22 protein-coding genes are annotated in these 23,486 nt (G+C 42.2%); 5 read left to right on the forward strand and 17 right to left on the reverse strand.

Annotated features, from left to right (window positions below):
• The first annotated feature begins 25 nt into the window (after nt 1–25).
• Nucleotides 26–277 (forward strand): hypothetical protein, encoded by a 252-nt coding sequence (locus B5Y67_RS21115; RefSeq protein ID WP_242976069.1) that lies wholly within the window; start codon nt 26–28, stop codon nt 275–277.
• 169 nt (nt 278–446) lie between these two features.
• Here the strand turns inward: B5Y67_RS21115 and B5Y67_RS21120 are convergent, their stop codons facing one another.
• The 4 genes from B5Y67_RS21120 to B5Y67_RS21135 form a co-directional block, all read right to left on the reverse strand.
• Nucleotides 447–1,115 (reverse strand): hypothetical protein, encoded by a 669-nt coding sequence (locus B5Y67_RS21120; protein WP_088228345.1) that lies wholly within the window; start codon nt 1,113–1,115, stop codon nt 447–449.
• On the reverse strand, nt 1,096–1,638 hold the full coding sequence (locus tag B5Y67_RS21125) for a flavodoxin family protein (protein ID WP_088228346.1): 543 nt from the start codon (nt 1,636–1,638) through the stop codon (nt 1,096–1,098). Before B5Y67_RS21125 ends, B5Y67_RS21120 begins: the two co-directional genes overlap by 20 nt.
• A gap of 82 nt (nt 1,639–1,720) precedes the next feature.
• Nucleotides 1,721–2,290 carry a PadR family transcriptional regulator gene (locus B5Y67_RS21130; protein WP_088228347.1) on the reverse strand — a complete coding sequence of 190 codons (570 nt, stop codon included), beginning with the start codon at nt 2,288–2,290 and terminating at the stop codon, nt 1,721–1,723.
• A gap of 563 nt (nt 2,291–2,853) precedes the next feature.
• Entirely contained in the window at nt 2,854–3,681 is an 828-nt protein-coding gene (locus tag B5Y67_RS21135; protein WP_088228348.1) for a DUF1906 domain-containing protein, read from the reverse strand.
• Between the two features lie 543 nt (nt 3,682–4,224).
• Here B5Y67_RS21135 and B5Y67_RS21140 point away from each other — a divergent pair.
• The 3 genes from B5Y67_RS21140 to B5Y67_RS21150 are packed head-to-tail and all read left to right on the forward strand — an operon-like array spanning nt 4,225 to nt 6,951.
• Complete coding sequence (locus tag B5Y67_RS21140; RefSeq protein ID WP_088228349.1) at nt 4,225–4,785, forward strand: ubiquitin; 561 nt, start codon at nt 4,225–4,227, stop codon at nt 4,783–4,785.
• Nucleotides 4,786–4,820: 35 nt separating this feature from the next.
• On the forward strand, nt 4,821–5,498 hold the full coding sequence (locus tag B5Y67_RS21145; protein ID WP_088228350.1) for a response regulator transcription factor: 678 nt from the start codon (nt 4,821–4,823) through the stop codon (nt 5,496–5,498).
• Nucleotides 5,488–6,951: a HAMP domain-containing sensor histidine kinase gene (locus B5Y67_RS21150; protein WP_088228351.1), complete on the forward strand. Its 1,464-nt coding sequence runs from the start codon at nt 5,488–5,490 to the stop codon at nt 6,949–6,951. Before B5Y67_RS21145 ends, B5Y67_RS21150 begins: the two co-directional genes overlap by 11 nt.
• 292 nt (nt 6,952–7,243) lie before the next feature.
• Here the strand turns inward: B5Y67_RS21150 and hydE are convergent, their stop codons facing one another.
• From hydE to B5Y67_RS21205, 11 genes are all read right to left on the reverse strand, one after another.
• Nucleotides 7,244–8,320, reverse strand: coding sequence for a [FeFe] hydrogenase H-cluster radical SAM maturase HydE (gene hydE / locus B5Y67_RS21155; RefSeq protein WP_088228442.1), 1,077 nt, complete (start codon nt 8,318–8,320; stop codon nt 7,244–7,246).
• Nucleotides 8,321–8,394: 74 nt separating this feature from the next.
• Nucleotides 8,395–9,639 carry a [FeFe] hydrogenase H-cluster maturation GTPase HydF gene (gene hydF, locus B5Y67_RS21160; RefSeq protein ID WP_088228352.1) on the reverse strand — a complete coding sequence of 415 codons (1,245 nt, stop codon included), beginning with the start codon at nt 9,637–9,639 and terminating at the stop codon, nt 8,395–8,397.
• Between the two features lie 18 nt (nt 9,640–9,657).
• Nucleotides 9,658–11,064 (reverse strand): aspartate ammonia-lyase, encoded by a 1,407-nt coding sequence (locus B5Y67_RS21165; protein WP_088228353.1) that lies wholly within the window; start codon nt 11,062–11,064, stop codon nt 9,658–9,660.
• Between the two features lie 17 nt (nt 11,065–11,081).
• Entirely contained in the window at nt 11,082–12,500 is a 1,419-nt protein-coding gene (gene hydG / locus B5Y67_RS21170; protein WP_088228354.1) for a [FeFe] hydrogenase H-cluster radical SAM maturase HydG, read from the reverse strand.
• A gap of 102 nt (nt 12,501–12,602) precedes the next feature.
• Nucleotides 12,603–12,857, reverse strand: coding sequence for a TM1266 family iron-only hydrogenase system putative regulator (locus tag B5Y67_RS21175; RefSeq protein WP_088228443.1), 255 nt, complete (start codon nt 12,855–12,857; stop codon nt 12,603–12,605).
• 252 nt (nt 12,858–13,109) lie between these two features.
• Entirely contained in the window at nt 13,110–14,852 is a 1,743-nt protein-coding gene (locus B5Y67_RS21180; RefSeq protein ID WP_088228355.1) for an NADH-dependent [FeFe] hydrogenase, group A6, read from the reverse strand.
• Nucleotides 14,853–14,874: 22 nt separating this feature from the next.
• Nucleotides 14,875–16,761, reverse strand: coding sequence for an NADH-quinone oxidoreductase subunit NuoF (locus tag B5Y67_RS21185; protein WP_088228356.1), 1,887 nt, complete (start codon nt 16,759–16,761; stop codon nt 14,875–14,877).
• An 84-nt stretch (nt 16,762–16,845) separates the two neighbouring features.
• Nucleotides 16,846–17,334, reverse strand: coding sequence for an NADH-quinone oxidoreductase subunit NuoE (gene nuoE / locus B5Y67_RS21190; protein WP_088228357.1), 489 nt, complete (start codon nt 17,332–17,334; stop codon nt 16,846–16,848).
• Nucleotides 17,335–17,809: 475 nt separating this feature from the next.
• Entirely contained in the window at nt 17,810–18,976 is a 1,167-nt protein-coding gene (locus B5Y67_RS21195; RefSeq protein ID WP_088228358.1) for a cache domain-containing protein, read from the reverse strand.
• A gap of 385 nt (nt 18,977–19,361) precedes the next feature.
• On the reverse strand, nt 19,362–19,787 hold the full coding sequence (locus tag B5Y67_RS21200) for a hypothetical protein (protein ID WP_088228359.1): 426 nt from the start codon (nt 19,785–19,787) through the stop codon (nt 19,362–19,364).
• Entirely contained in the window at nt 19,784–20,893 is a 1,110-nt protein-coding gene (locus B5Y67_RS21205) for a ParM/StbA family protein (protein WP_088228360.1), read from the reverse strand. Before B5Y67_RS21205 ends, B5Y67_RS21200 begins: the two co-directional genes overlap by 4 nt.
• Nucleotides 20,894–21,068: 175 nt before the next feature.
• On the opposite strand from B5Y67_RS21205, the gene B5Y67_RS21210 reads away from it, so the two are divergent.
• On the forward strand, nt 21,069–21,461 hold the full coding sequence (locus B5Y67_RS21210) for a hypothetical protein (RefSeq protein ID WP_088228361.1): 393 nt from the start codon (nt 21,069–21,071) through the stop codon (nt 21,459–21,461).
• A 234-nt stretch (nt 21,462–21,695) separates the two neighbouring features.
• Here the strand turns inward: B5Y67_RS21210 and B5Y67_RS21215 are convergent, their stop codons facing one another.
• Both B5Y67_RS21215 and B5Y67_RS21220 read right to left on the reverse strand, forming a co-directional pair.
• Nucleotides 21,696–22,529, reverse strand: a complete 834-nt coding sequence (locus tag B5Y67_RS21215; protein ID WP_088228362.1) for a deoxyribonuclease IV — start codon at nt 22,527–22,529, stop codon at nt 21,696–21,698.
• Between the two features lie 2 nt (nt 22,530–22,531).
• Nucleotides 22,532–23,272, reverse strand: a complete 741-nt coding sequence (locus B5Y67_RS21220) for a metallophosphoesterase family protein (RefSeq protein ID WP_088228363.1) — start codon at nt 23,270–23,272, stop codon at nt 22,532–22,534.
• Nucleotides 23,273–23,486 lie beyond the last annotated feature (214 nt).

Here is a 23,486-nt window from a genome sequence, read left to right on the forward strand (position 1 = left end):
TATACTCTTTGATAGGGTGAGGATAATGTTAGACATCAGTGTCCTTATAGTAATTGTTTATAGTATCGTAGAAACTTTCGAGAAATATGGAGTTAGCCGAATAACAGCCCATCTCTTTGCGATTCCTTTGGGCCTTATCAGCAGTTTTTTGCTTTTACATGGCACTATAAAGGAACGTCTCCTCGAAGGGTTATTAATTGGATTTGGGGCTGTCGGGGTATGTGATACCGCTAGTAACCTTTTGAACCGGGTAAAGTCTAAATTGCTTAACAGCTAGTCCCTACACCGGCTCTTACGAGTCGGTTTTTAAATTTATAGATAACGCCCCATCTATTCCAGGAATAGATATAAAGTTATAAAGAAAAGTCAGATTGTCAAAATTAACCAATCTGACTTTCAGCGTATTGAATATTTTAAAGGGAAACATCCAGGGAGAGCAGTTGCAATCAGTCTTGTTTATAGGGCTGGGCATAGCTTTCTTCAAATACGCCATTGTTCTTAAGCTCCGCTCCCCAGTAATACTTATTGGCAAGCTTGACAAAGGATTTCATCATGATTCTTGAAAGCATCGTCTGAGTCTCAGGCTTGGAATATTGATCCAGAAGGTCCCGACTGAACTTGCCTGTTTCTCCAAAGACTTTGCCGATGTCAAAGATTCCATTCAGCACTTTTTTTGTGCGGGAAGAATTTAATTCTTTCGCCAGTCCGTCACACCCGCCTTTAATAATGGTTCCTAAGTATTCCCCGTTTAAGAGAGATGTTACCTTCTCAAGATATTTCTCCAATGCCCGAGCGTGTATGGCCTCTCTAAACCCAAATTGCACTAGAAATCCTATCTTCTTATTGCCGCAATTCCCACATAAAGGTTCCAGTTCTTCAATCAATTCCTTAACCCCTGCCGGCATGGAATAAGAATACAAAGGAAAGGCCAGCAATATATACTCCGACTCTTGAATTATGCTTACAGCTTCCTTCACAGATTTTAAGTGATTAAGTTTAAACACCCTGGACCCATTACCCGGTGTCTTCTCAAAACCTTCAAGAAACCCATTCACCATCAGCTCTGTATTACTTTTCCCAAGCTTTGGTGATCCGTTAAATACTGTTAATTGCATAAGCGACCTCCTCAGGACTATTGTTCATCGTTTTCGTAAAAAGAAACTTACGACTGTTGCTGCTTCGGAAGACCTTTTCTATGATTTCGGCGCTGACCTGATCATAATCTTCCGAATGATCAAGAAGCAAGGCAATTGCCGGATACTTCTCATACCTGGATATATGCTGCATTCTATCGTTCTTAACATACAAAAACGGAAGCACCAGGGGCAAGCATCGTTCTTGTACACGTTTCAACAAACTACTGATAAAACCCATAATAATAGGCGAAGCAAATAGTACCAAATCCGCTTTCAAATATTCCTTTAATATTTGGGGATCATCATCGTTAAAAATACATTTACCGGGGGTTTTTAGCCAACAAGAATAACAACCAATACAACGGTTTATTTCCATTTCCTTTAGATTTAACACAATGGTATTATGACCATTCTGTTTCAAATCAAGAGCTAACTCTTGAATGTATTCCTCGAACCTCTCGTTCTCTGCTTTCGGGTTTCCATTGAGTATCAGCACCTTCATAGCCCACACCCTCCTTTAATCCTTATTACGCTCTTCTGTGGATTTTTATTTTCTAATACATCCCGGAAACATGGCATCATAGTCAATCTCCTTCAATAGCGAAGTTATTTGTCAGGGATTTTATCGTCTCCCTGCACCATTTAATCCTTGCCTCAGAATTGTATCTTCCACAACTAAGGGTCGCGAGCCAAAGCGGAAGATTTTTGCTGTTTTTTACCTGCTCATCTGCTTTCAGAATTTCTTCCATCTGCAAATAGTCAGCGATAAGTTTCTCGTGCTTTACTTTTTCTTCCTCAAGCTTCTCGATGATATTTTCCTGAGGCACTTCGGAGGAAAAGAATAATTTGAGAAGAAGCTCATTCCTCCCCATGATGCTTTGAACCGGTTCCAAAAGCCAGGCATCCAATTCATGTTTACCTGCTTCAGTGATCGAATAAACATTCTTCAGGGGTCTTCCTTCGGTTTGTTCCGTTTTCTTAACAACCAGCCCTTCTTTCTCCATCTCCTTTAGTACAGGATAAATCCGTGCATAATTTTCATTCCAAAAATGGGATATAGAAGAATCACAGAACTTTTTAATGTCATATCCAGAACAAGGCATTATGTTTAAAACACCAAGAAGTGCATATTTAGTTTTATTAACAGTTGCCATAAATTGCTCACCTTACCTCATAGTTTTATATACGTATAATTATTATATATACAACTATGATATATATAATAATATTATATATTGTAAATATATTTTTTATGCAAGTCAATATAAGCTAAAGAGATTTTTTCTAATAGCTTAGTATTACCCTTTACCAGCTTCATTTCGTAAGAGTAATAATACAAAGGTTCACAGGCAAGGCATTCAATAATAAAACTTATCTTGGGCAAAAAAAAGCCCCTCATGGTGAGGGGAGTAAAGGAAGGACGACGGAAGAAAAGTGAGAATATGTTAACCGCTTAGCGGATAACAGGTTTTTGTTTGCTTCGGTCTCAAAACCTTAAGCTCTTGCCTTTATCATAGATTATTTTTGTTATAGTTCCATGAACTTTAATTAAAAAATATGTTAAACCTAAAGAACATCTTCTAATATACAACTATGCAAAAAAAGCCCCCTCAGCATGGAGGGGTTAAAATGACGTGTGTTGTTACCCTTATAATAAACCCTGAAAGTTACCTTTCCGTGAAGGGGCTGTAAAGAGTAGGTTAAACATTTTTAGATCTTAGCCTAAATATTTTTTTACTGCTGCAGCTGTGTCATACTTGTCATTGCCGCTCAGAAGCACCTCGTTTGGATGCCCCGTCGTAGGTCCGCCGACAACAATCAGTGTTGCTGCGCTCATAGCAGTCTTGGGGACAGAATGATCGTCCGGTCTCACAAATAAAGCACAATTTCCATTTTTAACAGCTACGTCGTTTCCTGCCCAAAAGTCTTCCTTTGTATATAATAAGACCGCTATATCTAAGCCCATATTGTCACTCCTCTTCCATAAGCCTGCGTCTTCATTCACATAATCTTGATCGACAAATACACCTGCCAAATAAATATTGTTATTATATTGATAAATATGGTTTGGCGCTTTTTGACCATTGGACCAGGCATAGGTTTGAAAATATTTATCTGCCAGAATACCATTCATGACCGCATAAGATCCATAGACTCCCGTTAGAAACTGACCGCCTAATCCATCCTTCACTCCATTGAAATAGTCTTGGATAGAGGACATATCTCCGGCTTGAGCATCATAGTCAACTGCAAAATAGATTGCCGCACCCTTGGGAGCACTGAGAAACTCAGCCTCAATCACAGCTTGTTTGGCATCAGCTGCTCCTTGGTCATAGGTGAAGTAACTCCTGTTGATCGGATTGGACTCCCAAATAAGAAAGATGTCTAACCCGGCCACAAAAATTAATTGAACTTCATCAGGAGACAACGATTTCGTCCAACCTTGTTTGTAGCCAAGGTATCGTCCAACCGCTAAAACTCCCGATATTTTTAAGCTTTGAACATTTGTCAAATTCAGCCTAGTAGCACAGTCAATTCCATTCATCTTCCACCCCTCCTTTCTCTTTGATTAAAGCAACATTTGCGAGAACAGTGATTCTCAAACAATTCCCCAATGTGAGCCATAAACTAATATACTCACGGATATCACTGCCTGCTCTAACAAAGAGTGAACTCGTTCAGCTAAAGGATGGACTCTACCCCCACCGAAGCTAGGTATGGGGGCCACTCCCACTTGAAGACAGGAAGCGGGAATCTTACGATTGGATAAAAGGATTCTGCACAGTAGGTTACGCTCATTTAGAACCAATAGTTACAATTTCAAAGGCGAAAAAGGAAGACGCATACTTTAGTGTACTATTGACAAAATAGACTTCGTTGATAGTATTTATATGAGCTGATCTTACCAGCGATTTTTTAGACATCTGCAAGTCCAGCACTTTAATTTTTTAATCAAATTTTAATTTTTATCAAATTATCCTTGAAGTTTTCGAGGTTAGAATACAAACATAGTCAGTTGCGGCACCAGAACACACATTGAAATGTTACAAAGAGGTATTCTAACAGAAAACAAGGAGGAATTCTTAAAATGACAACCCTGGAACAAGTCGAAAAATTATGTACGATGGCAAATATTAGTTATGAAGAAGCCAAAGCTGCCCTCGATGCAGCAAATGGAGATTTGCTGGATGCCATTATCTATTTGGAAAAACAGGGAAAGGTTTCTGCCCCGACCGGAGGCGGTTATTACAGCAGTGAAAAAACGATTGACCCCAATGCCGAGGCTTATCAAGACAATTGTTGGGGAAAGCAGCATTATCACCAACATCATCATTGTCACAACGGAAAAACCTTTTTCTCCGTTATAAAAAAAGTCGGGGAATTTTGCCTGAAAATTATCCGCAAGGGAAATGCCAATTCCTTTGAAGTGCTTAAGGGAGAGGAAGTCAAAGGCTCTTTCCCGGTTACGGTACTCGGCTTGCTCCTGATCTTCGCTTTCTGGGTTACCATTCCCCTTCTTATCATCGGGCTCTTCTTCGGTTTACACTATCGCTTCAATGGGCCTGACTTAGGCAATAATACTGTCAATAGGGCAATGGATAGCGCAGCCGACGCTGCCGAAAATCTCAAGAAATCTATTAACATCTAAGTCTCTAGAAAATTCGAGAAATGACGTGAGGTTTCATGAGTTCTAAAATATTGATTATCGAGGATGAGGAAAAAATTGCCCGCTTTATCGAGCTGGAGCTCGGCTATGAGGGCTATATCACAACAAAGGCCTTCGATGGCAGAACAGGGCTTGAACTCGCCGAAACTGGCGAGTTCGACCTTGTTTTGTTAGATGTTATGCTGCCAAAATTAAGCGGCATGGAGGTCCTGCGCAGACTTCGCCGAACCTCCTCAGTTCCTATCATTATGCTGACAGCTCGGGACAGTGTGATGGATAAAGTTTTCGGACTTGACAGCGGAGCGAGCGATTATATCACGAAACCTTTTGCCATTGAGGAGCTATTGGCCCGAATCCGCACCGCCCTGCGCAAAACAACAATTGAAAATGCAGAAGTATTGTCCGCCTCCGGCCTGTTGCTGGATACCGGCCGTCATAAGGTTACGATGGAGGGGAAACCTATCGACCTGACAAAACGGGAATTTGATCTTCTGCACTATCTGCTCAAAAATAAGGGAATGGTCGTTTCGCGGGAAGCGCTGCTGGAGAATGTCTGGGGCTTTGATTTTACAGGGGAAACTAACGCTGTTGATGTTTACGTGCGTTTTCTCCGCGGCAAAATTGATGAGGTCTTCAATGTCAAGCTGATTCATACGGTAAGGGGCGTGGGATACGTGATTAAGGATGAAAAATAAATCCCTAAGTGATTCCTCGAATTCCTCCAGTAGTATTAGTACCAGAATACGTTTTTCTATCGTCTGGAAGCTCAACATAACCTTGTTTTTCCGTCTGCTGGGACTTTTTCTTGTCCTGGATATATTTTTATGCCTGCTGGGAGCCGCAGGCTTATTTATACGCGCCGAAGAAACTGTGACATCGGCAGCACAACTAATCGCCCAATCAGGTTTACCTACTCCGGAGGCTGAACAATGGCTGACCATTAATGAATGCAGTATAGCCCCCCCAACGGGAGAACCTGGAGGTATCCAAATCCCCCCGCCTTTGAAGACTTATTTCTCCAAACAAACCGCCTCAGGGATTCGGAGTATTGAACTGCCGAATTCCAAAGGCTTAAATGAATGGGGACGATTTTTGGGAATTACGTATAATGTGACCATTGAAACCGGTGATCATCCTTATCGAATATCTTTCCACCTGCAAAAGACACTTGGGATCCTTATGGTAATGTTTGCCATAATAGTAATCCTTGAGCTTTTGCTGCTGATGCGCAGCATTTTTACGGGTGCAAGAATAATCCGCAATACCTTCCGCCCAATTCAGCAATTGGCTCAAGCAGCCCGAAACCTGAGTACTGAAGGCGTTTTTTCTCCGGGACAATTGGAAGTTCTGGCCGGCAAGTTAGACGATATTAATGCTACTCGTCTCGACACAAGAATCTCCGTGGAAGATACGCAAAGCGAACTTAAAACCCTCGCAGCAGCCATCAATGGCATGCTGGACAGAATCAACGAATCCTATCGTTCCCAAGTACGGTTTGTCTCCGATGCTTCCCATGAATTAAGGACACCAATTTCGGTTATCCAAGGGTATGTCAATCTCTTGGATCGTTGGGGAAAAAACGATGAAAAAACGTTGCAGGAATCTATTGATGCTATCAAAGATGAAACTGCGAATATGAAGGGCTTGGTAGAACAGCTTTTGTTTTTAGCTCGAGGGGACAATAACACGATGGCTCTGCAAATTGAGCGATTTGAGCTGTCTGCCCTGGTCGAAGAAGTACTGCGGGAGACGCAGATGATTGATGAAGGCCACGATTATGCTGCGAAAATCACGACAGTTTTGATTAACGCTGACAAAAGTCTTATTAAACAAGCCCTGAGGATACTGATAGATAATGCTATGAAATATACTCCCACGGGTAAAAAAATTACGATTTTAGTTTCTAATTCAGATAATCTAGCCCGCCTGACCGTTCAAGATGAAGGAATAGGTATTGCCCCTGAAGCAGTCCCCAAAATCTTTGACCGCTTCTTTCGGACCGATGAGTCCCGAGCCCGAGCCACAGGCGGTACAGGGCTGGGCTTGTCGATTGCTAAGTGGATCACCGAACGTCATGGCGGACACATGGAGGTTTTAAGCAGACAAGATATCGGCACAAGGATTTCCATTATCCTTCCGGCTGGATAATACAAAAGGCAGCTTCTGTTCAAAGTACATAAGCTGCCCCTTATTGATTATAATTGGCTGTATTAAGTGAACTCGTTCAGCTAAAGCTGAACATCGGGACTTCAGATACAATAATGTCCAGTGGACATTATTGCCGAGCCGCCTTTCCCAATAGGAATACTTAGCGGCGAAGGAGGACTCTACCCCACCTGAAGTTAACGAAGGAACCACCCCCACTTACAAGAAGTGGGGATCTTAAAAACTGGATAAACATATTGTATCTTGAGCTAAGGATTGATTATCCAGGCAGAAATTAATCAGTGGCCTCTTTGAAACGATCACCATTCGAGATAAACTTCCAACTATCACCTTTGCCTAAATCCACATCTTGTCCCACCGCCTGAATTCTTCGCTCAATACAATAACGGCAATCCTCTGGATGATCATCACCGCAAATTTTATTTTCATAAAGTGCATACTGTTTCCTTACCGATGTCGGGGTGATAATAGGCATAACAACATTGGCGCCTGCTTGTAAGGCCAGCTCCCTCCCAAGAGGGTGGAGAGTGCCTAAGGCCGTTGTAGCCGGAATAAGGCTGTCCGGAACAAGGAGTCGTGCTAAGGCCACCATTACTAAAGTATCGTCTACCGTTCCACCCTTCTCTCCTCCCAGAGGCGTTTCGCTGTGGGGAATGAAAGGCCCGATTCCAATCATGTCGGGATGAAGTTCTTTTAAATAATGGAGGTCTTCTGCCAAATCAGCTGGAGTCTGTCCGGGGAGTCCAACCATAAACCCTGCTCCCACTTGATACCCAATCTCTTTTAAAGCATTTAAACAAGCCCTGCGATTAGTAAAGCTCATCGTCGGATGCAGTGATTCATACAATCCCTCCGTGGCAGTTTCATGGCGCATCAAAAAACGATCAGCCCCGGAAGCAAAAAGACTCTGATACGTTTCCGCTCCCCGCTCGCCGATGGATAGGGTGACGGCCACCTCTTGGTCATAGCGTTTCTTAATCTGACGAATCAGCTCACTAAGTATCTCAACTGTGTACCAAAGATCTTCACCGCTTTGCAAAACAAAGGTCCGATAACCTAATTCATAGCCTTTATCACAGCAAGCCAATATTTCCCCCGGTGTCAGCCGATATCGTTCCACCTTAGTATTGGAAGCCCGAAGACCGCAATATAAGCAATCTTGACGGCAAATGTTGGAAAACTCAATCAGCCCTCGCAAATAAACCTTGTTTCCATAATAGTTTTGTTTTGTCTTAAGGGCGTTTTTATAGAGAATCTCCCTTTCCTCAGGTGTTATAGTTTCTACGAGAGCTATTATTTCCTCTTTTGAGAGATCATTGGTCTGATAGGCTTTCTCGATTAAATTATGCATAGTCACTACTCATTTCCTCCATTAAGGGTAGCATTTTTTCTGCTTGAATCTCTCAAATTGCCAGATTGCAACTATTAACCAAGCTCTTCTTCCAAGACCATCTTAGCTAAGGGGAACGGTTCAAGAGCTCTGCTCACCAATCCCTGTACATAGGCAATCAAAATTCCATAGTTGACAATAGGTACGCCCAAAGCTTTAGCACTCGCTATTCTGCTGAGCATGCCGGTTCGGTTCATCATACAAGCTCCACAGTGAACGATTAAAGCATATTTCTGGACATCCTCGGTAAAGGTTACGCCGGATGTGAATTCAAACTCTAGCTGTTTACCTGTTCTTTGACGTATCCACCTGGGTATCTTCACACTGCCGATATCATCAGATTGCCGGTGATGGGTACAGCCCTCGGCAATTAATACTTTGTCTCCATTCTTGAGGCGGTCGATGGCTTTCGCTCCTCGGATAAATTCGGTGAGATCTCCTTTTTGCCGGGCAAACAAGATTGAGAAGGAGGTCATTAAGATATCCTTAGGTGTATCTGCAGCAACCTTTAGAAACACTTGGGAATCCGTAATAACGAGTTTGGGCTTTTTAGCGAGATTGCTTAAGGTTTCTCTCAGCTCATATTCCTTGGTTACAATTGCCATGGCATCGCTCTCCAAGACATCGCGTATCGTCTGCTGTTGAGGAAGAATCAGACGTCCTTTAGGAGCGGCTTTATCGATGGGAGTAACCAATACAACAAAATCGCCGGGATTAATCAAATCTCCAACAATTTTGAAGGTATCCTCGTTCTCCGGGATCACTGAGACAATTGCGCTTTTTAAATCTTTAATTCCTTGTTTCGTGAGAGCCGATAGGGCAACAACCGGAGTATTTAAGGTTTCCTGCAGTTGAGCCGCTTTTTTTCCCGCCTCTGACTTGTCCAGAGTATCCATCTTATTTAAGACAACAATGACTGGCTTTTTCTTATCTCTTAACGTTTTAAGAATTAAATTGTCATCGTCACTGATTCCAAGATTAATGTCTATGATAAGCAGGGCAACATCGGTCTTATCAAGAACCTCCAGGGTCTTTTTGATCCTTAGCTCTCCTAATTCTCCTACATCATCGAAGCCGGCCGTATCAATGATCACACAAGGCCCTATAGGTAAGATTTCTATCGCTTTGAAAACAGGATCTGTTGTTGTTCCTTTTACCTCGGAAACGATAGCTGTCTCCTGTCCTGTCAGGGCATTGATAACACTGGATTTCCCCGCATTTCTTTTACCGAAAAGCGCCAGGTGAACTCTCACCCCTCTTGGTGCATCATTTAAGCTCATTAAAATTCCCCCAGCAAATCATTTTTCCAGTCCTCCCGGTATACCCGGTTTCGTGACTTCCCAAGGATTGAGGATTTCGGCAATCCGGGAGTCCGATAAGGTTGTTTCTTCTTTTAAAACGTCACCTATAGATTTATTTCCCCTTAAGGCTTTTCCAGCGAGCTCAGAAGCCCGATCATAACCGATATGATGAACAAGAGCCGCAGCTAATGCTGTTGACCTTTCAAGATTGGCTTGGCATTTTTCTTTTTGGGCCTGAATTCCCTCGATACATTTTTCCCGGAAGAGGATAACTCCCTGATTCAACAATTCGAGGGATTCCAATAAGCTTTCTGCGATCAAGGGCATAAAAGAATTAAGTTCCAACTGTCCGGAAGAAGCCGCTAAAGTAATCGCATAATCATTCGCCATAACCTTCATGGCCACTTGACCGATCATTTCCGGGATGACAGGGTTTATTTTGCCGGGCATTATGGTTGAACCTGCTTGCCTTTGAGGAAGTTCTATTTCTCCCAACCCCCCTTTAGGTCCGGAAGCCATTAGACGCAGGTCATTGGAAATTTTCAGCAAATTTGTACTGCAAGCTTTTAAAAGGCCAGATACTTCAACAAAAACATCATTATTTTGGGTTATGTCTATCGGATAGTCAGACCGGGCTAAGCCCAGTCCTGTCAGTTCCTGAATAGTATCCGTGATCATAAAAATATAGTCATGCGAAGCATTCATGCCAGTGCCAATAGCGGTACCACCCAAGTTAATCTGCCTAAGCCGTTCTTCGCCTTTATAAACTCGCCAGCGGTCCCTTTCGATGCCCTTGGCATAGGCACCGAATTCCTGCCCCAGCATCATTGGCAGAGCGTCCATCAGCTCTGTCCGGCCAAGTTTAAGGACATCACTAAATTCATTTTCTTTCTTCTGGAGAGCTTCCTGCAGATCTGCCAGAGAATAGCTTAACCTTCGCAGCAGACGTATGGCTGCAATTCGCAAGGCAGTAGGGTAAACGTCATTAGTCGATTGAGACATATTGACGTCGTTTAAGGGGTGGATAAGATGATAATCTCCTTTTTCTCCGCCAAGAATCTCAAGGGCTCTGTTGGCGGCGACCTCATTGACATTCATATTTGTGGAGGTTCCCGCTCCCCCTTGCAAAGCATTGACGATAAATTCCTGATCGAATTTACCCTCAATGATTTCTTCGCAGGCTTTAATGATAGCTTGTGCCTTGTCCTTCGTCAATTTCTTCAAACGATGATTGACCATTGCTGCTGCTTTTTTAATTAAGGCTATTTCATAGATCAGCTTTCGATTAACACTTCTCGTCCCTAAATCGAAGTTTTCAAGAGCCCGTTTTGTATTAACTCCGTAATAACTTGATTCTGGAATTTCCAGTTTACCAATATTGTCCTTTTCTATTCTAACGTTCACGTTACATCCTCCAGGAGTTAGAAGCGGAAATCTCGCTTGCCATCCTTAATTTCGTTCAAATGCGTTGAAGCAATTGTTCGAACCTTTTCATTAGGTATATTGGGAATTTCTTTTTCAATGACTGCCTCACCCTTTTTCTTGGTATCCGGCGAAGCATAATCCTCCAGATATTCTTTGAGAGTCATTAAAGCATTGGGCTGACAGCAGTTGGCAATCTGCCCGGACTTAACAAGTTTCATAAAACGATCCCCTGTACGCCCTTCACGATAACACGCAGTACAGAAGCTGGGGATATACCCCATTCCCAGGAGCCAGTTTAAAATCTGATCCAAGGTACGGGTATCATTAACTTCAAATTGTGCCGAGTTATCATCCTCTGCTTCCGGCTCGACATATCCGCCAACACTGGTGCTTGAGCCTCCGCTTATCTGAGATATACCCAAGCCCAGTACACGCTCACGGGTTGCTTGCGATTCACGGGTGGAAATAATCATTCCCGTATAAGGGGTGGCAATACGAATTACGGCCACGATCTTTGCAAAAATATCATCTGAGATGGCATTGGAAAAGTTTTTAGGATCAATATCATCGGCAGGACGGATGCGCGGAACGCTGATAGTATGCGGCCCCACGCCCATTGCTGCCTCTAAATGCTCAGCATGCATGAGTAGACCTACAAAGTCATAACGATACATATTTAAGCCGAACAAAACTCCGATTCCCACATCATCAATACCGCCCTCCATGGCACGATCCATCGCTTCAGTATGATAGGCGTAGTCGTGCTTTGGTCCTGTGGGATGCAGTTCCTCATAGCTTTTTTTGTTATAGGTTTCCTGGAATAGAATATAAGTACCGATACCTGCTTCTTTAAGCTTGCGATAGTTTTCCACGGTTGTTGCAGCAATATTAACATTGACTCGACGAATAGCTCCGTTTTTATGCTTAATACCGTAAATAGTCTTGATACTCTCCAGAACATATTCAATGGGATTGTTCACAGGATCTTCTCCTGTTTCTAAAGCCAAACGCTTGTGTCCCATATCCTGCAAAGCAATGACCTCTCGTTCAATATCCTCCTGCGAAAGTTTTTTGCGAGATATGTTCTTATTTTTATGGTGGTAAGGACAATACACACAGCCATTTATGCAGTAGTTTGAAAGATAGAGCGGAGCAAACATGACAATACGGTTGCCATAAAGCTTTTGCTTAATCTCCTTGGCGAGTTTGAACATTTTCTCATTTTCATCTTCCAAATCACATTCCAACAGAACGGCAGCTTCTCGATGGGTTAAGCCTTTGCAGTCTTTGGCACGTTCTATTAGAGCATCAATCAGTTCACGATTTCTTTTGTTTTCCTGGGCATAGGCAAGGGTGGTCAGAATTTCACCGTCATCTATAAACTCCGTTGCGATTTTTGACTTACTATTATACATAGCCCAAACTCCTTTTTTTATAGTTATTTTTAATTATCTTATCTATCAACGCTCAACTGAGATTCAGATGAGGTCCAAACTCCACCTGTATCAAGTTTCACTTTACCTCTCCGACTTTTTAGTCAAAGCTGATTTGACGTTAACTCCTTTAATTTTCCCGAGCCTTCCTGTGAGAGCACTAATTTCATCAGTAGTGCCTTCAACAATCAACGAAATAATTGCTATTCCTCTCTCCTTGCGCGGAACGCCCATTCTCCCAACGATAATACTCGCTAATTCATGCAGCGTTTCGTTGACTAGATTTGCGCTTTCAAATTCTTCGATAACGATCCCTACCACTCCGATTCTACTATCCATGCTTTCATTTCCTCCAAAAAAAAGAAAGCCTTCCCCAAAAGTAAGAAGGCTTTCCAACATTAGCATTAATTTCACCCTTCTCCTCTTGCTCAGATTAATCTTCACAATTAGATCATTGTTTTTATGAATCCACTATGGCGGAAATCTTCCAACACAGTCGATGATTATTATGAAATTAGTCTCATTTCATGGAGTATTATGCCAACAAAAAGCTGAAAGCACTCCTAGACATGGCATGATCGGGTACAACCATTAGATTTTTCTGCGCGCCGTATAACTGGTATGCAGTAATTGGTGAGCTCTCTCTCCGTAAGGTTCACCCAAGTAATCCTTATACAAAGCAACTATCGCCAGGTTTTCATGGGACTTACGCAAAGGCTTAGCACGGTCTTCGCGATAAATAGCAGCCGCTCGGGATTTAAGGATTTCCATATTGCCATGATGATAAGGTTGACCACCGCCGCCGATACATCCTCCCGGACAAGCCATGATCTCTATCACATCATAATCGCTTTCTCCGGCCCGTATTTTCTCCAGCACAGTGCGAGCATTGCCCAGACCATGAATAACTGCAATTCGATAGTCTTTTCCTGCGATAGGGATAACGGCTTCTTTAATTCCATTCATACCTCTGAGAGCTTCAAATTCTACTTTTTCCAGAGCTTCCCCTGTCAGCATTTCATAGGCTGTCCTTAGGGCCGCTTCCAGAACTCCTCCTGTTGTTCCGAAAATAATGGCTGCACCTGTTGATTCCCCTAACGGATGATCAAACTCTTGATCCTTGAGATGATCGAAATGAATGCTGGCTTCACGGATCATGCGAGCAAGTTCACGAGTCGTGATAACGATGTCCACATCAGCAGTATCGGCACTTTGGCCTAATTCAGGACGAGCCGCTTCGTATTTTTTAGCGACACAGGGCATTACGGAAACAACCGTGATGGATTTGGGATCGATACCTAACGTCTTAGCATAATAGCTCTTGATCAAACTTCCCATCATTTGATGCGGAGATTTACACGTTGAAGGGATGTCTAAGAGATCAGGAAATTGATGCTCAAAGAATTTAACCCAGGCTGGGCAGCAGCTTGTCAACAAAGGTAAGCGGCCGCCATGTTGTATTCGGTGTACAAGTTCGCTGGCTTCTTCCATAATCGTCAAGTCCGCCGCGAAATCCGTGTCGAAAACTCGATCGAATCCAAGCCGTCGCAAGGAAGCCACCATTTTTCCTGTAACAATCTCACCAGGTTCCATACCAAATTCCTCTCCCAGAGCAACCCGTACAGCTGGTGCAGTTTGGACAACTACAAATTGATTAGGATCGTTGAGAGCTTTCCAAACTTTATCTACTTGGTCCACTTCAGTTAAAGCACCTGTCGGACATACCGCCAAACACTGTCCGCAAAACGTACAGGCCGTTTGGCTAAGCGGTAAATCAAAGGCGGTTTTGATTACAGTCTCAAAGCCACGCCCCATAGCAGAGTATACCCCGACTGTCTGAACTTCATTACACATTGTTTCGCAGCGGCGGCAGCGAATGCATTTATTCGGATCACGTACAATTGAGGAACTGGATTGATCAATTTCAAACTCAGATTCCACCCCTTCATAGCCGATCGTCCGCACACCTAATTCTGCAGCCAGCTTTCTCAGGTCACAATCCATGTTCTTGGCACAGGTTAAACAAGATTTCGGATGGTCCGAGAGCAGCAGCTCAACCATGGCTCTTCGAGCTTGAATGGCTCGCAGGGAATCAGTTTTCACAACCATTCCCTCCATGACAGGGGTCGAACATGAAGAGGCTAAATTGCGTCGCCCTTCAATCTCAACAACACAGACCCGGCAAGAAGCTATATTATTATTATAATGCATTTCATGGAGTTTCATATGGCATAATGTCGGAATATCTATATTTATAGTTCGTGCTGCTTCTAGAATTGTCGTTCCCTCTGGGACTGTCAAGGGTATATCGTTGATAGTTAGATGTATATCCATAGGAAGTCCTCCTTTACGAGCCTTAATGACGAATAATGGCACCATCAACCCGGCATTGTTCCATACAGGCCCCACACTTTAGACAACGTTCTTGGTCAATAACATGGCGTTTCTTAGGCGAACCGCTGATGGCGCGCGTGGGGCATTGTTTGGCACAACGACCGCAGCCAACGCATTTATCAGTAATTTCGTATTTTAACAAGCTTTTACATACGCCCGCTGGGCAGGTTTTATCGACAATATGAGCAACATATTCATCCCGGAAATATTTCAGGGTTGAAAGAATTGGGTTCGGAGCACTTTGCCCCAAGCCGCAAAGGGCAGTATCCTTGATAATATTGCACAGTTTTTCTAAGTTTTCCAGATCCTCTAAGGTGCCGCGGCCTTCGGTAATTTTTTGTAAGATTTCATGCAGCCGTTTTGTTCCCACACGACAAGCGGTACAGCGGCCACAGGATTCATCCATGGTGAATTCCAGGAAAAACTTGGCGATTTCAACCATGCAGTCATCTTCATCTAAAACAATAAGCCCTCCGGAACCCATCATGGAACCAATGGCCATTAACGATTCATAATCTATGGGCGAGTCCAAATATTTTGTCGGAATACATCCGCCGGAAGGGCCCCCGGTTTGAGCCGCTTTAAAGGTTTTATGGCGTTTAATCCCTCCGCCGATGCCAAAAATGATTTCGCGAAGGGTTGTTCCCATAGGAACTTCCACTAAACCAACATTATTTACTTTTCCGGCCAGAGCAAATACTTTTGTTCCTTTGCTTTTTTCAGTCCCGATTTTGGCGAACCATTCTGCACCTTTTAAAATAATTGGAGGAATATTAGCTAACGTTTCCACATTGTTGACACAGGTGGGCTTACCCCATAGTCCCTTTTGGGCAGGGAATGGAGGTTTGACGGTAGGTTCTCCCCTTAATCCCTCAATTGAATGAATAAGTGCCGTTTCTTCACCGCAGACAAAAGCACCGGCTCCGTATTTAAGTTCAATATCAAAGTCAAAATCGCTTCCCAAAATCTGTTTGCCAAGCAAACCGTATTCGCGTGCTTGATCAATAGCGATTTTTAAGCGATGGATAGCTGCAGGATATTCTGCCCGAACATAAATATAGCCCTGTGAAGATCCAATCGCTGCACCTGCAATAAGCATTGCCTCAAGAACACTGTGAGGGTCCCCTTCCAAAACTGAGCGATCCATAAAAGCACCCGGATCACCTTCATCGGCGTTACAGATAATATATCGTTGATCTGCCTCGCTCCTGCGGGTAAATTCCCACTTTACACCTGTTGGGAACCCAGCCCCGCCGCGTCCTCGCAGCCCGCTGACTTTAAGCGTATCGATAACTTCCAGAGGAGTCATGTGGAAAAGAACTTTGGCTAGTGCTTGATAACCATCTGCAGCGATATATTCCAGAATATTTTCCGGTGCAATATAGCCAACGTTGCGCAGGGCAATACGCAGTTGATTATTATAGAAGGGAATATTCGCAGCAAAACGTTCTTTAGTGTTGGGGTCCATATAAAGAAGGCGTTCAACTTGCTTTCCTTCAAGCAAATGTTCTTGCACAATAGTTGAGACATCTTCAGGAGAAACTTCACAATACGTAACATTATCAGGATGGATCTGTATCATAGGACCTTTTTCACAAAATCCGAAGCAACCTGGTTCAAAAACCTTTATTTGATCCGCTAATCCTGCACGATCCAGTTCCTCTTCCAAAACTTCAGCAATTCGCGGACTGCCTGAGGAATGACACCCAGGTCCACCACAGACCAAAATATGTCTGACTAAACCGGGGGCATTTTTGGTATCCACCGCTTCTTTGGCTCGGCGTGTCTCAATAAGCTTGAGACTTTGAGCTTTCAAAACATTTAATTCTTCGGTATCTTTAAGTTTCATTTGGTTTCCCTTCCTTCGATGACGCTTCTCACACATCCATCTACTTTGTCAGCATACAACTTAGTTGGTGTTGGTTTGATTCATTTAACCTTCCGGACGGTACTTCGCCAGAACCTCATTAATTTCTTGGGGCTCATGCATTTTTCCATGGACTTCTCCGTCAACGATCATGACAGGGGCAAGACCGCAGGCTCCAACACAGCGCAGAGTTTCTAACGTAAAGAGATTATCCGGAGTAGTCTCACCGGCTTTGATTTTTAATTGATTTTCAAGTTCATTTTTTAATTTTTCCGCACCACGTACGAAGCAGGCTGTGCCCATACACACATTAACCACATGTTCTCCTCTTGGTTTCATGGTGAAATACGAATAAAAGCTCACCACTCCGTAAACCTTGGCCGAGGGTATATCAAGCTTTTGAGCAATATGCCACTGCACGTTATCAGGCAGCCAACCATATATTTCCTGAGCATAATGCAAAATTGCAATTAAGTTTTCCTTTTTATTCGGCAAGCTGTCAATAAAATTATCTAACTTTTGCGCGAACTCATTAGGCGAATCGCTGTTGCACATTTAAATCCTCCTCCTCTTAAATTTATTTTAGCAAAGTAGTACTACCCTCCATCTGCCTCCCTATACTTTTTAGATACTTCTTTCACACCTTTCAAAACAGCCAACCTATAAACTGAAATTACAGAAAAGTTTTTAATGTAAATATAGTTTAGCGTGATTAGTTTGAATTGTCTTGTTTTTTAACATAATTAAAATAATTAAAATGCTTTATTAAAGCAACCTTAATTATTAAAGTCAACAGGCTCCACGATTCATTAAGATTATTCAAGCTGAAAGACTTTCAACTTCAATAGGCAACAATTTAATGGTTCCCTTTCTAATACAAATCAATATTATTTAATCACTAGAAGAACCAAAGTAACCCATAAATAAAAAGGCGAGTAAAAATAAACTCGCCCTTTATTTCTAAAATAAAATAACCAGTTTTATTGAGTGAACACCTTCCTGAACTCTTCACAAAGATTTTGTGCTCATTTTAAAGCGGGATGAAAATTTTCACAGGCCGTCCCACCGTGCCGCATTTCTGTTCGGACCTTAAAACTCCACACTGTTCTAAAAATTCGAGGTAACGGCGTACAGTAACTCGAGTCAGCTTAACCCCTTCTGCTACCTCTTCTGTGGAAATTGGCCGACGATTTTTTTCCAGATAATGTACGATCTGGTTGAGAGTTGCCTTGTTTAGACCCTTGGGTAAGGCATCTGCCCCATTGTTCCAAGGAGTATCCAGTCCAAATAATGGCTCAAATTCTTGAGAAACAGTTTCAACTGAGGAAAATTCATTGCTTGGTTCAAAATCCTTGAGTTGCTCAAGCATAGCATTAAGGCTCCCTTTTGGCGGGCTGCTTTCATGAATGGTAGTTGTTGACCTGTTAATTTCACCTGTTAAGGTTTGAATTTGCTCTGCCATTTGGATAAAAGCATCTTCAAGTTTCTCGATCTCCGCAGCACCAGGAGGACTTTGAGGATTTTGCTCAGTGGCAGTTTCCGGCTGCCTTCCTACATCCTCCGGGGAAGGAGAGCTAACCAGTTTTCGCAGGAAAAGCCCAGCGAGGAGCGCTATTAAGGCCGTTAAGGCTAGACCTATACCCCCCATTGTTATCAAGGATCTTTTCAGAGATTCCTGCTCTGAGGCTTGGGAAATCCCAACATAGAGCATCCCAATAATCACACCGTTTTCCGCTCGTAAGGGAGCATAAGCTGATTGGTACGGCTGGCCAATGACATCAGCATTTCCAACATACACCTGGCCATTTTTAAGAACTGTTGTGGCCACATTCTCTGAAGCCTTAGTTCCAATGGCTCGATCACCATTTGAACTGCGAACTGTAGTCGCTGCTCGCGTATCTCCTATGAATACTGTGACATTATCTCCCGTTATCTGGGCGATATGATCCACTATATCACTGTTGAGACTGATTTTAGTAGTCCCTTTATACAGCTCACCGTCTCTTACAACCCATGAGCCTGGATACTTCAAATCAATAAATTCCTTACATATTGTCAAATCTGATTGGGCTTTTGAAGAAGTTTCAACTATTAGACGATCCTTCATGTACCAGCCAAAAATCATTACTAAGCTCGCTGCCAAAATAATAAGCGAAACCAGCATCAAGATTGACATTTTATGTCTGAGCGAACGCACGGGTGCACCTCTTTCGTTGAACCTAAAAAACTTTATACTTTATACAATATATTCACGAATTAATCAGAAAAACCTCTTTTTTTGAGAAAATAATAACTAATTTTTTAGAGGGACAACTATTATTTAAGATTTAATCTTGTATAATAAACGCCCTATCTTGATTCAAAGATCACTTTATTATCTGCATCATTCCGCTAACTTTTTGATATCTGCTTTAACTGAATCTCAATATGAACAAATGATCATAGCACTAATTTACCTGTTATATTTGAAAGAAAGTGTATAAGCAAAAAAGCAGGAACACTGCTTAAATTTAAACAGCATACCTACTCTTTGCCATTACCAGCAATCATATTGACTATCCTTTGCTTATAAACCCTGAGAATTATTTAGTTTTCCGCTTCGAAAGGTCATGAAATACCTTTAGTACCTCTTCATCATCTTCAAGTCCAATAATATTATTCATAAGATGCTGATATCCCAGAGATGATTTAGATTGGTATTCACTTTTGCTAAGGGCCGTCCCTTCAGTAAACAATGCCTCCAGAGAAAAGGAGTCTGCTTGGGAATCGATTGGAGTATCTTCCTCAATCTCTTTTGAACCGTTATGTTCATGAACATCGCTGCTTCCTATCATGTTTGACTGTGTCAGGAACCTCTTCGCGGCGTGACAACTTTTAAACATTATGCGCAAGGCTTCTTTAATAAAATCATTTCGCAAATCCGGCTCTATTTGTTGCAAATCCTGCCAAAGTTCAATGTCAGCCTCATTAAAATCCAGAGGAATAGAGGACGGTAAAGGCGTTATCATACGGTGGAATTTTCCTTCTTAGTTAATGAGTTGATTAAGGTCGAAGCCATTATTCTAAATCCCGCAGCATTCCCAAACTGTGGATTGTCAATTAAGACTTTGTTTTCTATTTGAATATGGTTAAATACCTTTTCGCCAACATTTCCGGCAACTAGAACCGTGTGTATCTTGCCAAGCATTGGTTTCAGGGTTTTCTTTACTTCTCGGGTAATATCTGCTCCCAACTGAGCTAACATGGTTTGCATAATTGGATTGAGATTTAAGGACCCATTATTCCACGGATATTGTCCTTGATTAACGCGGAAAATTTTATCCAGTTCTTTATCATCCGTCTCAATAGAATTTGCGTGAGAACTTGTCATTTCTTTAAGCTTTTCCGCCACACCGGTGTATGCCCATTTCAAGCCTTTCTCAATACTGAAGGAGTTTGGCGGATCAAGCATAACACCATCATAAAACGTTGCGATATCCGTTGTTCGAAAACCGGCATCAATGACAACAACATAGCCGTTAAAAAGCTTCTCATTCGTCGGAAGTCCGTATTCGTCGAGAGTTTCTTTTATAAACACGCCATAACTCTGCGGAAGCACCCGTGAGCGAAGAATATTCAGATGACGTGTCGTTCCTTCTAAAGGACCGGAAAGGAACTTTACAGAAAAGGACCCCTTTAGCTCAGCTTCATATTTTTCCTTCAAGCTCGAATAGTATTTTACCGGTACACCTGTCCCCAGATAGACATTAACCTTTGGATTTTGTTGAGCTAGGGCTAAAGCAACTACTAATAATGAGGTAGCCTCCTCATCAGAAGATTTATCTTCATCCCAACAATAGTGAGCTTCGTTAGGGTTTAAGCTTTCCGCTAAACTCCCCATAAAATAATGGTTTTCTACACCTGTTGAATTATTCTTAACAATCACATCAAGCGAAGAGACTTGGGTTTCAATATCTGAACCCTTATCCATTAAAATGTTCCCTAAGGTTGAGAAAATCCGTTCATTGCCTTTACAGATTACCGCAGGAAATAAGATCTTCGTATCGCGGGTGTCCAGTTTAATTGCTCCAAATCCCGGATCAGCTCCGGCTATGAGAATATCACTGTCAAGCACACTCGTTCCTCCTCGCCAAGATTCTATTAAATTCCACATAATCTTTGTCAAACTACTAATACTTACCATTATATACGAATTTTTGACGCTTGTAAAAATGAATGTATTTAATTTTGTAATCATTAAAAAATGTATTAAAATAGTAGTGATAAAATTGTTTTTGGGGTGACTGAGAATGAAAAAAATAGCAACGTTTATTCTTCTTTTTCTTCTTGTAGTTGGATTAACCGCCTGTAATTCAAAAACGCCATCGGACACTTCTCAAAATACGGTTACTTATACAAAAGAATTTTCGTATCTTCCGGCTTACAATAATATGCAATACCAGAGTTTAACCCAAACCGACCAAAGTCAAACTGCTAGGTACCTAATTAAAAATACAATCGTCGATAAAGTTTTAAAGGACTATGGGGATATCCTCAAAAATGACGGCTGGACTCTAAGCTGGAGTTATACGAAAGATAAAAAGCCCGCAAGCCTCGTTGCCCAGAAAGACAATCATACCATCGCCTTGCTGCCGCGGCAAAGCAATAAAGACGTTTTATTGATGATCTCGGGTCCGAAGTAAAGTGAACTCGTTCAGCTAAAGCTGAACATCGGGGCTTCAGATACAATAATGTCCAGTGGACATTATTGCCGAGCCGCCTTTCCCAATAGAAATACTTAGCGGCGAAGGAGGACTCTACCCCGCCTGAAGTTAACGAAGGACCACCTCCACTTATAGAAGTGGGAGTCTTAAAAATTGGATCAAGCATGCCCTCGACAAAGCATCTTTGCCGAGGGCATGTTTGACTCTCTGATATTATTCCGTATAAAGATCTCTCAATAGGGCTATCTCTTGAGCGTAACCGTTCGTATCGTTTGGTGTTTCAAGGAAAAAGGGCAGATGACGAAGTTTGGGATGGTTGATCACTCGGGTTATAGCTTCCAGGCCAATCGACCCTTCACCAATTTTGGCATGGCGGTCTTTGTGGCTGCTCTTAGAATTCATACTATCATTAAGATGAATGGCATACAGTCTCTCTAAACCGATAACTTTGTCAAAGGAAGTAAGCACGCCGTCAAGGTCATTGACAATATCGTACCCGGCGTCATAAACATGACAAGTATCTAAGCAAACGCCCACTTTTTCAGTGAGAATTACACCCTCTAAAATCTGCTTAATCTCTTCAAAAGTACGGCCCACCTCTGTGCCTTTGCCCGCCATGGTTTCCAGCAGTACTTTAGTTGTCTGTTCGGGTTTCAAGAGATTATTAAGTTGGTCAATTATTTGTTGAATACCAACATCACTACCTTGTCCTCCATGGCTGCCCGGATGAAAATTATACAGGTTGCCCGGTATATATTCCATTCGAATCAAATCGTCAGCCATTACTTCTGCCGCAAATTCTCTTGTTCTTCCCTCCGGCGAGCAGGCATTAAGAGTGTAAGGGGCGTGAGCCAAAATTGACGCAAATTGATTTTCCTGGATTATCTTAAGTAATCCCTCAACATCCTTAGGATCAATTTCTTTGGCTTTGCTGCCTCTTGGATTACGGGTGAAAAATTGAAAGGTATTAGCGTTGATTTTCAGTGCCTCATTTCCAATCGCCTTGAATCCTTTGGAAATTGAAAGATGGCAGCCAATGTTCAGCATAGTTATCCTTCTTTCTTAGGTTTGGTTAGACTGCGATAAATCCCTGTTCTCAATTCCTGAATGTATTCCTGTTTCTCAGGCATGTCGGTTAAGCCGGCCTGGTTAACAGCCAGATCGATATCATAAGGTACTCTTACAAGAGCTATAGAAAAGGAGGATGGATGTTTGCCATTTAATATTCCTTCAATTATGCCATAGGAAGCTTGGGTTATATCAAGAGGATTGCCCACACTACCAACATTAAAAATTGTCTTTCCAGCGAAATGATCGATGTGAGCTCCATGAATATCCCCATATCCAACCACATCTGCTTCGATATCAAGGGTAGGAGTGGCTTCAAATAGTTTTAGTCGTTCTTGACGCTTCGTAGAAAGATAAACTCTATGAAAAAGATCATTAGGGGAAGCATGACAGAGCCTTAGGAGCTTACCGCTAATATAAAATTCTTTGTACATCGGCAAGTCTCTCAGATACTTTAATCGTTCTGCTCCCAGCCTGCTCTGATGCCAGGTTAATACTTCCCGCCCCTTGTGTTCGGTTAAAAAATGATCCCAGTTGCCTTTAATGACGACTTCACAGTTTTCCCTAATAGTATCGACTGCTTCTGCCGGGTTAGGTCCCTTCCCCGCTAAATCACCCAGGCAGTAAATGCTCTGAATATTCTTGTTTCTAATATCAGCCAACACCGCTTCTAAAGCAGGCATATTACCATGAATATCCGATATTATTGCAATTCTATCCATATTGTCTCCTTGCATCATCTTTTATACTACTTACTTTACACCTTTTTATAGTTACATAGAAGTATTTGGAATAAGAAAACGTGGGGACAGGCATTACTGCTGTGAACAATAAACCATCCCCACATTCTTTGTTGGCCAATTTTCTTTTCTCCAGGAATATATTTTATCCTTAACTATACAATGATTAATAAGGGCTTCCGGTGCTCCTTTTTAC

It is taken from the genome of Desulfosporosinus sp. FKB (assembly GCF_002196705.1).
Classification (GTDB): domain Bacteria; phylum Bacillota; class Desulfitobacteriia; order Desulfitobacteriales; family Desulfitobacteriaceae; genus Desulfosporosinus.

What these genes read in the sequence shown, in the direction of transcription:
- B5Y67_RS21120 (WP_088228345.1), bottom strand. Translation starts at nt 1,115, where the DNA reads ATGCAATTAACAGTATTTAACGGATCACCAAAGCTTGGGAAAAGTAAT.
- B5Y67_RS21145 (WP_088228350.1), top strand. Translation starts at nt 4,821, where the DNA reads ATGAGTTCTAAAATATTGATTATCGAGGATGAGGAAAAAATTGCCCGC.
- B5Y67_RS21130 (WP_088228347.1), bottom strand. Translation starts at nt 2,290, where the DNA reads ATGGCAACTGTTAATAAAACTAAATATGCACTTCTTGGTGTTTTAAAC.
- hydE (WP_088228442.1), bottom strand. Translation starts at nt 8,320, where the DNA reads ATGCATAATTTAATCGAGAAAGCCTATCAGACCAATGATCTCTCAAAA.
- B5Y67_RS21210 (WP_088228361.1), top strand. Translation starts at nt 21,069, where the DNA reads ATGAAAAAAATAGCAACGTTTATTCTTCTTTTTCTTCTTGTAGTTGGA.
- B5Y67_RS21135 (WP_088228348.1), bottom strand. Translation starts at nt 3,681, where the DNA reads ATGAATGGAATTGACTGTGCTACTAGGCTGAATTTGACAAATGTTCAA.
- hydF (WP_088228352.1), bottom strand. Translation starts at nt 9,639, where the DNA reads ATGAGCTTAAATGATGCACCAAGAGGGGTGAGAGTTCACCTGGCGCTT.
- nuoE (WP_088228357.1), bottom strand. Translation starts at nt 17,334, where the DNA reads ATGTGCAACAGCGATTCGCCTAATGAGTTCGCGCAAAAGTTAGATAAT.
- B5Y67_RS21180 (WP_088228355.1), bottom strand. Translation starts at nt 14,852, where the DNA reads ATGGATATACATCTAACTATCAACGATATACCCTTGACAGTCCCAGAG.
- B5Y67_RS21115 (WP_242976069.1), top strand. Translation starts at nt 26, where the DNA reads ATGTTAGACATCAGTGTCCTTATAGTAATTGTTTATAGTATCGTAGAA.
- B5Y67_RS21125 (WP_088228346.1), bottom strand. Translation starts at nt 1,638, where the DNA reads ATGAAGGTGCTGATACTCAATGGAAACCCGAAAGCAGAGAACGAGAGG.
- B5Y67_RS21220 (WP_088228363.1), bottom strand. Translation starts at nt 23,272, where the DNA reads ATGGATAGAATTGCAATAATATCGGATATTCATGGTAATATGCCTGCT.
- B5Y67_RS21200 (WP_088228359.1), bottom strand. Translation starts at nt 19,787, where the DNA reads ATGATAACGCCTTTACCGTCCTCTATTCCTCTGGATTTTAATGAGGCT.
- B5Y67_RS21215 (WP_088228362.1), bottom strand. Translation starts at nt 22,529, where the DNA reads ATGCTGAACATTGGCTGCCATCTTTCAATTTCCAAAGGATTCAAGGCG.
- hydG (WP_088228354.1), bottom strand. Translation starts at nt 12,500, where the DNA reads ATGTATAATAGTAAGTCAAAAATCGCAACGGAGTTTATAGATGACGGT.
- B5Y67_RS21150 (WP_088228351.1), top strand. Translation starts at nt 5,488, where the DNA reads ATGAAAAATAAATCCCTAAGTGATTCCTCGAATTCCTCCAGTAGTATT.
- B5Y67_RS21185 (WP_088228356.1), bottom strand. Translation starts at nt 16,761, where the DNA reads ATGAAACTTAAAGATACCGAAGAATTAAATGTTTTGAAAGCTCAAAGT.
- B5Y67_RS21140 (WP_088228349.1), top strand. Translation starts at nt 4,225, where the DNA reads ATGACAACCCTGGAACAAGTCGAAAAATTATGTACGATGGCAAATATT.
- B5Y67_RS21175 (WP_088228443.1), bottom strand. Translation starts at nt 12,857, where the DNA reads ATGGATAGTAGAATCGGAGTGGTAGGGATCGTTATCGAAGAATTTGAA.